Origin of the sequence: Actinobaculum suis (assembly GCF_900618115.1) — a bacterium.
GTDB lineage: Bacteria > Actinomycetota > Actinomycetes > Actinomycetales > Actinomycetaceae > Actinobaculum > Actinobaculum suis.
Map to the genome: position 1 here is coordinate 1,104,306 of NZ_UYIO01000001.1, position 12,252 is coordinate 1,116,557.

The 12,252-nt window shown below is 58.8% G+C and carries 9 protein-coding genes; 6 read left to right on the forward strand and 3 right to left on the reverse strand.

Going from position 1 to position 12,252, the window contains the following annotated elements; genetic code table 11:
- Positions 1 to 108: 108 nt before the first annotated feature.
- Positions 109 to 1,254 (reverse strand): cytochrome d ubiquinol oxidase subunit II, encoded by a 1,146-nt coding sequence (gene cydB / locus H8274_RS04570; RefSeq protein ID WP_231583075.1) that lies wholly within the window; start codon positions 1,252 to 1,254, stop codon positions 109 to 111.
- Positions 1,255 to 1,268: 14 nt separating this feature from the next.
- On the reverse strand, positions 1,269 to 2,771 hold the full coding sequence (locus tag H8274_RS04575) for a cytochrome ubiquinol oxidase subunit I (RefSeq protein ID WP_185933968.1): 1,503 nt from the start codon (positions 2,769 to 2,771) through the stop codon (positions 1,269 to 1,271).
- Positions 2,772 to 3,531: 760 nt separating this feature from the next.
- On the opposite strand from H8274_RS04575, the gene H8274_RS04580 reads away from it, so the two are divergent.
- The 6 genes from H8274_RS04580 (at position 3,532) to H8274_RS04605 (ending at position 11,604) form a co-directional block, all read left to right on the forward strand.
- Complete coding sequence (locus tag H8274_RS04580) at positions 3,532 to 6,342, forward strand: Rne/Rng family ribonuclease (protein WP_185933969.1); 2,811 nt, start codon at positions 3,532 to 3,534, stop codon at positions 6,340 to 6,342.
- Positions 6,343 to 6,493: 151 nt separating this feature from the next.
- The gene (gene rplU, locus H8274_RS04585) at positions 6,494 to 6,799 is read left to right on the forward strand and encodes a 50S ribosomal protein L21 (RefSeq protein ID WP_049619367.1); all 306 of its coding nucleotides are present in this window, start codon (positions 6,494 to 6,496) and stop codon (positions 6,797 to 6,799) included.
- A 38-nt stretch (positions 6,800 to 6,837) separates the two neighbouring features.
- A complete protein-coding gene (gene rpmA, locus H8274_RS04590) occupies positions 6,838 to 7,095 on the forward strand; it encodes a 50S ribosomal protein L27 (RefSeq protein ID WP_049619368.1) in 258 nt (85 codons plus the stop codon).
- Between the two features lie 214 nt (positions 7,096 to 7,309).
- Positions 7,310 to 8,830, forward strand: a complete 1,521-nt coding sequence (gene obgE, locus H8274_RS04595; protein WP_185933970.1) for a GTPase ObgE — start codon at positions 7,310 to 7,312, stop codon at positions 8,828 to 8,830.
- Between the two features lie 5 nt (positions 8,831 to 8,835).
- Positions 8,836 to 10,119, forward strand: coding sequence for a glutamate 5-kinase (proB, locus tag H8274_RS04600; protein ID WP_244924527.1), 1,284 nt, complete (start codon positions 8,836 to 8,838; stop codon positions 10,117 to 10,119).
- A 597-nt stretch (positions 10,120 to 10,716) separates the two neighbouring features.
- A complete protein-coding gene (locus H8274_RS04605; protein ID WP_049619370.1) occupies positions 10,717 to 11,604 on the forward strand; it encodes a hypothetical protein in 888 nt (295 codons plus the stop codon).
- 218 nt (positions 11,605 to 11,822) lie between these two features.
- On the opposite strand, the gene trxA is transcribed toward H8274_RS04605, so the two are convergent.
- The gene (trxA, locus tag H8274_RS04610; protein ID WP_049619371.1) at positions 11,823 to 12,203 is read right to left on the reverse strand and encodes a thioredoxin; all 381 of its coding nucleotides are present in this window, start codon (positions 12,201 to 12,203) and stop codon (positions 11,823 to 11,825) included.
- Between the last annotated feature and the right edge of the window lie 49 nt (positions 12,204 to 12,252).

Sequence of the window (12,252 nt, forward strand, 5' to 3'; positions counted from 1 at the left end):
TTTCGTGCGCGTAGGGTGCGCTGCGGAACCGATATTTTCTTGCTTCAGACCCCCGTTAGGAGAGACCCCCGTTAGGAGCCTGCGGATTTAGCAAGATTCTTGCCTTGCTTAGGCAAGGGTTTCGAATTCGCGCACGCGCTTGGGATCCAAGCCCACGGGTTCTTCCGGAATCTGGCCGGCGTCGATGCGCTTGCGGAATACGGAGTAGGCCCAAATGGTGTAGGCCAAGACGATCGGCACGAAGATTAGCGCTGCAATGGTCATCACGCCGTGCGTGGGGCCGGTTGCAGCGGCCTGCGCCAGGGTAAGCGAGTAGGCCGGATCGATCGAGGACTTCATAGCATTCGGGAAGATCTGCACGAAGATCATCACTACCACCATGGCGATACCCGCGAAGTGCAGACCGAAGGCGAGGATCTCGCGGCGGGCATAGAGTGCCGCCACGGTACCAACCAGCAGTAGTGCACAGATGAGCAGCGGGATCCAAGCCAGTACCTGCTCGCTATAGGCAAACTGTGCCCACAGCGCCCACACGGCCGCAACCGCGGTGGAGACCAGCGAGGATTTCTTGGCAAGGTTCTCGTACTTTTCCTGCAGGGGGCCGGCGAGCTTGATCGAAAGCCACAGAGCGCCATGCGTGAAGAAGAGGCCGAGCACTGCCAGGCCGCCCAGAATCGTGAACGGCGTGAGGAGCGAGAGGAACCCGCCCGTCAGGTAGTGGTGGTTATCAGCGAGGGTTTGCACGTTCACATCCGCCGGGGCGATCGCATGGAAGGTGCCACCCGCTTCCGCGTAGCGGCCCACTTCGATCTTCATGCCCTGTACGAAGTTCGCGAAGGCTACACCGAGCAGAATCGGCACCAACCAGGAGACGATCGTGTGCGCGGTGTCCCAGAAGTTACGCCAGCCAGCCGTGGAGATCATCTTGCGCCATTCGAGGGCGCAGATCCGCACGATCAGGCACAGCAGAATCAAGATAAGAGCGAGGTACATCCCGGAGAACCAGGTGGCATACCACTCGGGGAAGGCGGCGAAGGTAGCGCCACCGGCGGTGAGGATCCACACCTCGTTACCGTCCCAGTGCGGGCCAACGGTGTTGACGAGGGCCCGCCGTTCGCGTTCGTCCTTGGCCACCGTCTTCAGCATCATGCCGGTACCGAAGCCAAATCCTTCGGTAGAGAGGTAACCGATCCAGCAGACCGCGATGATGATGAACCAGAGGACCGTAAGCGGTGTCAATGTAAATGCTTCCACTATTGATCCCTTTCTTAGTAGACGAACTGCGGGGTATCCGCGGCGTCGTACTCAATAACCTTCTTGTGGGTGTTGATGCCTTCCTTCAGGTAGCGGCTAAGCAACCAGAACCAGCACACACCCAGCGCGCCATACAGCAAGGTAAAGGCGGTGAGCGAGAAGGCCACGGAAGCTGCCGAAACCGAATGGGAAACACCCATATTGGTAAGGAGGAGTACGCCGTCGACATTCGAGGGGTACACCACCCACGGTTGGCGGCCCATTTCGGTAAGCATCCAGCCGGCGCTGTTCGCAATGAACGGCAAGGGGACCATCCACAGCCAGAAGGTACCCCACTTCTCCGAACGGATAAGCCGATCGCCGCGGAGTGCCCAGAGTGCCGAGGCAGTAATAACAATGCCGAGCAAACCGATACCCACCATGACGCGGAAGGAGTAGTAGGAAACGAGTACGTTCGGCGTTACCGCATCTTCGCCGTACATTTCGGTGAACTTGGTAACCAGTTCGTCATTGACGTTTTCCATCTGCTTGATGCCTTCAAACACCTGCTGGTTGGCTTCGTCAATGGACTGCAAGCGCGATTCCGGACCGGTGAAGTGGTTGGTCATCATGAAGGATTCCAGGCCGGGGATCGGAATGTAGATCTGGCCGGCTTCTTCACAATTATTGCCCCACATGACCAGCGAGAGCTTCGCGTTTTCTTCGCCCGTGCACACGCCCATCATGGCCGCGGCCTTGGTGGGCTGAATATTGCCGAGGTGCTGGCCCATGAAGTGCCCGGAAAGAGCCGCTACGATCGCGGCCACCAGGCCCACCCAGGCACCGATCTTGGCGGTGGGCTTCCAGTATTCACGTGCTTCGCTTTCGTTGCCGGTGAGGCGAATCGAACGCGCCATCCACCAGATAGCAAAGCCTGCTACCAAAATGCCGGAAAGCATCAGGGAGGCGGAGAGCGTGTGCACGAAGGTCCACTGCCAGGTAGTGCCAAAGAGCTTCAGGAAGCCGCTCATACCATCGAGTTCCGCACGCCCGGTGGTCGGGTTGAATACTGCACCTTGCGGATCCTGCATGAAGGAGTTGGCCGCGAGGATGAAAGCAGCGGAAAGAATCGTGCCGATGGAGAACAGCCAGATGGTGAGGTTATGTACCTTGGGGGACAGGCGTCCCTTGCCGAAGATCCACAGCCCCAGGAAAGTCGATTCGAGGAAGAAGGCCAGGAGAGCTTCGAAGGCCAACGGCGCCCCGAAGATGTCACCAACGAAGCGCGAGTACTCGGACCAGTTCAACCCGAACTGGAACTCCTGCACAATCCCCGTGGCTACGCCGAGCGCAAAGTTGATGAGCAGGATCTTGCCGAAGAAATCGGTAATCCGCTGCCACTTCGGATCGCCCGTTTTGCGAGCCTTAGTTTGCATATATGCAACGATTACGGACAGCCCGATAGTCAGGGGTACCTGAATCCAGTGGTACACCGTCGTAATACCAAACTGCCATCGTGCAAGGGTGATAGGGTCCACCTTTTCACCTTTCTGATGTTGTCTAGTTGTGTTGCCGTTCTCGCCGATCCTCTTGCGGAGTAGCCTCGGCGGACCCGGCGCGTGAGGCGACGCGAATCGCCCCTGGCTTTCGTCCTAAGCTTAGACGCAAACTTGAACGTTTACGATTACTTACGCGCCAAAAGTTCGCGAGTTTCCCGAAAGAGCGGCCCCTTTCAGAAGAAGATAGAGACACCCTGGTCGAAAACGGGACCTAGGTCCCGATTGGCTTTATCTTAGCAGTCCGGGCATAAAGCCGTTATCACGGTTGGCGACTCTGCGTAGGGCTGGAGTTTTACGGTTTTTCTCACGCGGGCGTGCCAGCTGGGGTGGAGTGCGTGGTGGTGCAGATGGTGGGCGGGCCGATTCTGCTGGGTGGGCGGGCCGATTCTGCTGGGTGGGCGTGCTCCTGGAGTGAGCTGCGCATGCCGCCGGCGTGAGTTGAGCCCGTTTTGGGCGCAGGCCGAACGTGACGCGGATACGAGGGAGAGACTCCGCTCATGTCCTACCTGGTGGCGCATTCCCTTGTGTAAACTTTACAGGGGAATTTCGGGAGTTTCCGCATAACCCCGAAACTCGATTGCGGCGCTGCGCCTGGCTCCACCGCGGATTTTACGTAAGGCGAGGTGTTGAGCAAAGCTCGCGCGCAATCGGACTGAGAGCTTTTTGCTGCGGAGTGTATTCGCAGGTGTGATTGCTAGCGCGCGATGCGGGGTGCGCGGCAATCGGGAAGTGTAGGCGCATGGGCCTCAATACCAGTGCGTTTGGAGCCAGTGGTGGCACGAACGCGGAGGAAAATAATAATGAAACTGCGGCCGCAAGTGCGGGTGCCGCTTTCGGTTTAGGAGCAGGGTTCCAACCCGGTCTGCTATTCCAGGAACCGGACGTATCGCAGGCTATTCGGGTGCAACGTCCGGTGGGTGGCGGTTCCGTATACGTGGATACGGAAGCCGTTTTTTACGACGACGCCGAATACTACGACGAAGATGAAGATTTCGCCGCGGAAGAAGATGATGCAGGCGCAGAATCTGAAGCTGAGCCGGCCGAAGGCGGGCGGGATGGTCGTACCCGGCGCCGGGCGCGCCGCTCCAGCGGGCGGGAGGATGGCCGCGCCGCGGAGAGCGGGGAAGCCGCGGGTAAAACTCGGCGGCGCCGCGCGGCGAGCAGTGCACGTGAAACAGAGCGGGGTGGCACTACGGCCTCGGCCGGGCGGAGCGTGCGGCGGCGTCGTCGCTCCCTATCCGGGGCGGGTGCGGGAAGCGATGAAGTAACCGCACCGCAAGGATCTACCCGTTTAGCCGCAAAGCGGCAGCGGCGCCGGGATTCGCGCGATGCGGGCCGGCGCCGGCACGTGGTTACGGAAGTCGAATACTTGGCGCGCCGCGAAGCCGTGGACCGGCGCATGCTCGTGCGCGAACAAGACGGACTGAACCAGATTGCCGTGCTGGAAGACGGCGTGCTCGTGGAACACTACGTTGCGCGCCACACGCAAGTCTCGATGGTTGGCAACGTGTATCTGGGGCGGGTACAAAACGTCCTACCTTCCATGGAAGCTGCCTTTGTGGATATCGGGAAGGGCCGCAATGCGGTCTTGTATGCCGGGGAAGTGAACTGGGAAGCAGCCGGGGTGACCGGTAAGAACCGGCGTATCGAGCAGGCGCTGAAGAGCGGCGATCCGGTACTCGTGCAGGTAACGAAGGATCCGATTGGGCATAAGGGGGCACGGCTCACCTCGCAAATAACGCTGGCCGGCCGCCACCTGGTACTGGTACCGGGCGGGCAAATGACGGGTATTTCCCGGAAGCTCCCCGAAAAGGAACGCCGCCGCCTCAAGAAACTCCTGAAGGAGATCGTGCCGGCAGAACACGGGGTAATTGTGCGCACGGCTGCTGAAGGTGCGACCGCCGAACAGTTGCAAGCGGATGTAGACCGGCTCACTGCCTCCTGGGAAGATATTCAAAAGAAATCGCAAAACCCGAAGGGGGCGCCCAAGGTCCTCAAGGAAGAGCCGGAGCTTGCCGTGCGGGTGGTGCGCGATATCTTCAATGAGGATTTCGAAAGCCTCCAGGTGCAGGGGAACGACGCTTATGCCACGATCTCTGCTTATGTGGCGGAGATGTCGCCAGAATTGCGTGAGCGGGTAACCAAGTGGACGGATCGGGAAGATATTTTCGCTGCCAACCGGGTGGATGAACAGTTGGCGAAGGCCTTTGACCGAAAGGTGTGGTTGCCCAGCGGTGGCACCCTGGTCATTGACCGCACTGAAGCAATGACGGTGATCGACGTCAACACCGGTAAATACACCGGTTCGGGCGGTTCGCTAGAAGAAACCGTGACGCGCAATAATCTTGAAGCGGCCGAAGAGATCGTGCGGCAACTACGCTTGCGCGATATTGGCGGCATTATCGTTATCGATTTTATCGATATGGTGCTGGAATCCAACCGGGAACTGGTAGAACGGCGTCTGGTGGAATGCTTGGGCCGGGACCGCACCCGCCACCAAGTAGCCGAGGTAACAAGCCTGGGCTTGGTGCAAATGACGCGTAAACGCGTGGGGCAAGGCCTGGTGGAAGCGTTCTCCACCTCGTGTGAGGCCTGCGATGGGCGCGGGTATCTGATTCATGATCGGCCGGTAGAAAAGGGCGACGCGGGTACGAGTAGCCGCGCGGCACGGCGTAAGCGGCGGCGCGAAGCAAATGCGGCGAAAACAGTACCGAGTGCTTCCCAAAGCGAAGCACAACGTAGCGCTGCCGGTGCGGCCATGAATTCCATTGCGGCGGCCGGGCATAACGAAGAAAAGGCCGACGACGCCGCGCCCGGGAAAACCCGGGCGCGTGGCAAGCAAGATAAGCGCGGCCAAGAAAAGGAAACTGCGCCGGCCACACCGACTTCCGAAAACGACGGCAAGGATAAGAGCGGCACCGCAAAGGCGAAGAGCGGCACCGCGAAGGAAGTAACGGGCTCTGCCAACGAAAAGCGCGGCTCCGCAAAAGCGAAGAACGGAACTGGGAAGGAAAGGGCGAGCTCCGCTAAAGACAACGAGAAGGCTAGCTCCGCTAAAGACAAGGGCGGCTCTGCCAAAAACGCAGAGAAGAGCGGCTCCGCTAAAACTAAGGAGAAGGCTAGCTCCGCTAAGGATACGGAGAAGAGCGAGTCCGCCAAGGGGAGTGCTAAGCAGGCCCGGGCTGCTAAAGGTAGCAGCGCTGCTAAGGGTAGCTCCGCGAAGAAAAGCGCTGCGAAGGAAAGCGCCGCGAAGGAAAGCGCTGCGAAGCAAAGCGCTACGGGCGGCTCCGCGAAGGAAAGTAAGGCGCAAGTCGCTAGCGCTACGCAAACGCGAGCACGGCGGCGCCACGGCGCGGTTTCTTCGGGTGTAGTAACCCCGCAAAAGAGCAGCGGGGGCGGCGAAAAGGCCACGCAGGTGACGGTTACCGCGGCGCCTTCGGCGGGGGTGCAAGGCGGCGTTTCGGCCTCCACTACTCGGCGCGGCACTTCACGCGGCGTGACCTCGGGAGGTACGGTATCCACCGCGGCTAAGGAAGCGGCTAAAGGGTAGTGTTGAAGGCCATAAAAACGGAAGGCATTTCACAGTCATATCGACTTGAGACTTCCAGGCCAGAGACGCTACCCTGGATAGTCGGTGCTAAGGCACATGATCATGAGGCTGGCCGTCCGGTCGGCGTGAAATAGGATTTCAGGAGCAGAACGTGGTGTACGCGATCGTTAAGGCCGGCGGCCGTCAGGAGAAGGTGTCTGTCGGCTCCGTCGTCGTTATGAACAGAGTTGATGGCGAAGTCGGAGATACGATTGAGCTCGAGCCCATTATGCTCGTTGACGGTGAAAAGATCACCACGGCTGCCGATGGCATTAACGTCAAGGTCAAGGCCGAGATCGTCCGTGACGAGAAGGGTCCGAAGATCTCGATCGTGAAGTATAAGAATAAGACTGGTTACCGCAAGCGCATGGGTCATCGTCAGAAGCTCACTCGCGTCAAGGTGACGGAGATCGCTTAGTTCGCGGTCTCTTCGATAATAAAGAAGAGGTGTAGAAGATGGCTCATAAGAAGGGTGCAAGTTCTTCGACCAACGGTCGCGATTCAAATGCTAAGCGGCTCGGGGTCAAGCGCTTCGGTGGTCAGACTGTGAAGGCCGGCGAAATTCTCGTACGGCAGCGTGGTACCAAGTACCACCCGGGTACGAACGTGGGGCGCGGCCGTGATGACACGCTGTACGCCCTGTTGCCCGGTACGGTAGAATTCCGCCGCGGCCGGATCCGCAAGACCATCAATGTGATTGCGGCACAGGCATAAATACTTTTGCTAATCGAGGGGTGGAGGGCATAGCCTTCCACCCCTCGTAGCGTATATAACGGCTAATCACTGCGGATGCGTACTCGGGGTGCATGCGCGCAAACAATAACAGGGTGCACGGCGCTAAGAAAACACCCGGGGAGAACCTCGCGCGCAACGCGTAAAGAAAACTGAATGCGCGGCGCAAAGAAAACCAAGCTGGAAGGGAAACACTGTGGCTTCATTCGTTGATAAGGTCACGCTCCACCTCACTGCGGGGAAGGGCGGGAACGGGTGCGCTTCTGTGCGGCGGGAAAAATACAAGCCGCTAGGCGGCCCCGACGGCGCTAATGGCGGCCACGGCGGGTCTATTATCTTCGAAGCCGATACCAATGAGGCCACCCTGATTGACTATCACCACGCTCCGCATCAACGCGCCCAAAATGGTGAACCGGGCGCGGGAGATTTGCAGCGCGGCAAAAATGGGGAAGATCTGATTCTCAAAGTGCCGGCCGGCACGGTGATTCGCACCCCGGAAGGCGAAGTGCTCGCCGATCTTTCCACGCCGGGAGAGCAGTACACGGCTGCTAAAGGCGGGGTCGGCGGGCTGGGCAATGCCGCACTGGCCTCCCCGCGGCGCCGCGCGCCCGGTTTCGCCCTGCTCGGGGAAGAAGGCGAAACCAAAGATGTGGTGCTGGAACTAAAATCCATTGCCGATGTGGCCCTGGTGGGCTATCCGAGTGCTGGCAAATCTTCCCTTATCGCGGTAGTTTCCGCGGCTCGGCCCAAGATTGCCGATTATCCTTTCACCACCCTGATCCCGAACCTCGGCGTCGTTACCGCCGGCGAAATGCGGTACACGATTGCGGATGTGCCCGGGCTGATCCCGGGAGCTTCGGAAGGGCGCGGGCTCGGCCTTGAATTTTTGCGGCATATCGAACGTTGCTCCGTGATCGCGCACGTTATCGACTGCGCAACCCTGGAACCGGGCCGCGATCCGGTAAGTGACCTGCAGCAAATCGAAACGGAACTTGCGGCTTTTGCGGAAGACGTGCCGGTACTGGAAGGGCAAGTGCCGTTAATGGAACGCCCGCGCGTGGTTATCCTCAACAAGATTGATGTGCCAGAAGCACATGAGCTGGCCGAATTTGTGCGGCCCGATATCGAAAAACTGGGCTACCCCGTGTACGAAATTTCGACCGTGGCCCACACCGGTTTGAACGCCCTCACCTACGGTTTGGGGGAACTCGTGGAAGAAGCACGCCGCACCGCGCCGGAAGTGGAAGAATCCCGGCCCGTCTTGCGCCCGCACCTGGAAGAAAGCGTACAAGATTTCACAATCAGTAAGGTCCACCGCGGCGGCGCGGACTACTGGGTGGTGCGCGGCCAGAAACCCGAACGGTGGATTTCGCAAACCGATTTCGGTAATGATGAGGCCGTAGGCTACCTTTCTGATCGCCTCACTAGTTTGGGCATCGAAGACGAACTGGCACGCGTGGGTGCTCTGCCCGGCGAACCGGTAGTTATTGGCCCGGCCGATTCCGGCTTCATTTTCGATTGGGAGCCAACCATGGCGACCGGCGCCGAACTACTCGGCCCGCGCGGCACCGACCAGCGGCTAGAAGAACGCCAGCGGGCCACGCGCCGCGAACGCAAACGTGCCTTCCATGACCGGATGGACGCAAAAGAAGCGGCCCGGCAAGAGCTGCGCGAGGAACGCGATCTCGGAATCTGGACGGACCCGAGGGAGAAGTAAAATAAATGGCAAACCAGGAAACGGGAAAGTCCGGCGCGGTAGCAAAACCCCAAGCAGAATCGCAGTCACAGAGGGGATCAGGGGCGCAGGCGCAACCGGCGCTGCACACACAGGCGCAACCGGCGCTGCACACGCAGCCGCAAGCGCTCTCGCAGCGGGTACCGGAAAACGAGTCGCAAACGGCACCGCAGGCGACGTCGATTTGCGGGCGGCAGGAAGCGATTACTCAAGCGCGGCGGATCGTAGTAAAAATCGGTTCTTCCTCGCTGACCTTGCCGGACGGCTCGCTCAACCTGCAAGCTTTGCACTCTCTGGTAGAAGCGCTCGCTTCCCGGCACCGGGAAGGCTGCCAAATTGTGCTCGTTTCTTCCGGCGCGGTTGCCGCCGGCGCCCACTCGCTTCCCGTTTCTCGGCCCAAAACCATTCGAGATAAACAAGCAGCGGCCATGATCGGGCAATCACGCCTCATGGCCGCGTACGAAAATGCTTTCGATCGGTACGGGATCACCATCGGGCAAGTGTTACTTACGGTAACCGACGTTATTGATCGCAACCATTATTCCAATGTGCAGGACGCTCTAAATGCCCTGCTGGCAATCGGTGTGATTCCCGTGGTTAACGAGAACGACGCCGTTGTTACCGAGGAATTGCGCTTCGGCGATAATGATCGGATCGCGGCCCTCACTTCACATCTCATCAGCGCCGATGTGCTGGTACTCCTCACCGATGTGGATGGCCTGTATTCAGCGCCGCCCAAAGAACCGGGCGCATATTTGATCGAAACTGTTTCCGGGCCGGAAGATTTGGCCGGTTTACTGGTAACAGACCGCGGCAGCGCAGTGGGAACGGGCGGGATGCGTTCGAAAGTAGCCGCCGCCGAACTTGCAGTTTCGGGCGGCGTAGGCGTCCTCTTGACGGCCGCCTCGAAAGTGAAAGAAGTGCTGGCTGGCGAACCTGCCGGTACCTGGTTCGCGCCCACCGGGGAGCGGGAATCAGCGCGAAGTTTGTGGCTTGCCCACGTGGCGGAAGCGCGGGGGCGCGTCGTCGTGGACGCGGGGGCGAAAGCCGCCTTGCAGAAAAACCGGGCTTCGCTACTAGCCGTGGGCGTGATGGGAATAGCCGGCAGATTTGCCCGTGGAGACCTGATCGAAGTTGCCGGGCCGGATGGTAAAACCTTTGCGCGCGGGCTGAGCGGATGGAGCGCTGAAGCCCTTGCCGAAGCAATCGATACCGACGCCGCCCGCGGCACCCGCCCCGTAATTCACGCAAACGATATTGCACTCGGATAGACCAGATAGAAACGAACGGCAGATATTAGAGAGAATCGAACCGCAGGCGCAGGGAAGACCGAACCGCGGGCGCAACGAAAACCGAACCGCAGGCGCAGGGAAAACCGAACCGCAGGCGCAGGGAAAACCGAACCGCAGGCGCAGGGAAAACCGAACCGCGGGTAGGGGCGAAAACTCTAGCTTCTGGATATAACCAAAACCCCAGATGAATGCACCAAAAATACGCCGTGGGCACAGTGCGTAAAATGCGCAAGATATATAACAAATATGCGCATGAAGCATAAAGCGAAAGCGCGAGTTTTTACCGAAACTTTAAGGAAAAACTCACCCAAACTAGCTGAAATGCGAATAATATGCAAAATTGAAAAGGTGAAGCCTCGCACTTTTGGACATGTGCGTCTTGCCAAGTGGACAGGCGACCATTAGTTTTATGGTCATCACATCGAGCGGATCCTGCCATAAGTAGTGAACCCGCTTTCGGTGCGGAACGGAAGAGCGTCTCACAGCGTGGGCACCATCCAAGCCTTCGCCGTCTGTGTGAAAACAATGCACAGCTCTCAAGGTATTCCTTTTAGCCGGAAGTGAACGTGAAGCCACATGACTATACAGCTCCAAAGTCCGAGTGATCTCAATAGCGGCACCCAGGTGAACCGTGACGCCTATTTGGGTTTTGACCTGTCTCTGCTCGGGGCACGGCGCCGTGCGGAATTGCCTGCGATTCACGCTGATATGCGCCAGGTAGGGAGCTACGTACAGGCTTCTCATCGGGGAGGTTTGGATTTTGCAACCCTGAGCACATCCTTCCTCATGCGCTCTGACGCTGATGAATCCGGAATGGATGCAGCTCGTACCGTGGCGATGCTTGGCCAAGCAGGGATACGCGGCATGGCTTTTGAAGTGCCCGCCAACCCTCGTGCGATTGCCACACTGGCCCAGCTAAATCCGCACAATAGCGGCGAATCGATGCTGGAAATTGCGGTGACGCCGCAAACAGATCTGCCGGCATTGGTTGTTGCCTTGCGAGGCATGGTTGCCCGCGGATATGAAATTATGCCGCGCGTGTTCGCCAGCGATGTACAAAAACTAGATATCAAGAAATTGTGCTCTATTGCTACCGCGATCCGTTTGCGGGCGCAGTCTCCGCACGATGCGCGCGAAGCCCGTTATGCCTTGCGCTCTATGGCGCGGGCGGAAGGTCGCGAAATCCCCGTGCTCCTGGAGATGGGAATCGTGATTTCGGGGACTCGGCCCTGCGCGCGGGAACGGGTGCACCTCCTGCACGAAATGAACGAGGGCTGCCGGTTCGGCGAGATCGCTTCCGTAGTAGGCACCGTTTACGACGTCGCCGACGCTACCGAACAGTGGATTGGTATGGGAGCCTGCGATGGCGTTATCTACATACCAGCCTCCGCGGTAACCGACTTCGCCTCAATTATTCGCGGCGTGATCCCGCTCCTTAACGGCCGGGTAGTGGGCGAAGAATAGCGCCCGGTGGCTCCTAGCAGCGCGCGGCGGGCCCGTTGTAGCAGGTGGCAAAAGTGACCGCTTTTGAAGCGGGGGCGGCTGCCACATATAAACAGGCCGCCACATATAAATAGGTATAAAAGCAAAATAGTAGTGGGGCTCTAACGCAATGCCGTTAGAGCCCCACTACTGTACTGTGCTGTACTGTTTTGTTAATTTACGGTGAGTATTGCCGGGAGTTATTCGCCGCTAGTGCCGTTGTTTTCTTCCTGCTTGGCAATCCGCTGGCGAATTTCTTCCATATCGAGTTCGCGTACTTCCTTGACCAAGCTTTCCAGCGCGTTTTGCGGTAGTGCTCCGGCCTGCGAAAACACCCGAATGCCGTCCCGGAAAGCCATAATGGTAGGAATGGCCTGAATCCCAAAGGCTTCTGCCAAATCCTGGTTAGCTTCCGTATCTACCTTGCCGAAGGTGATATCCGGGTGCGCCTCCGAAACGCGTTCGTAGATCGGCCCGAACTGGCGGCACGGGCCGCACCACGAAGCCCAAAAATCGAGGAAGGTAATGCCTTCCTTTACGGTTTCATTGAAGTTATCGGCGGTGATTTCAACGGTTGCCATAGTGCACCTTTCTTGTTGCCAATATGGCCATATTGTTGGCCGTCATGCA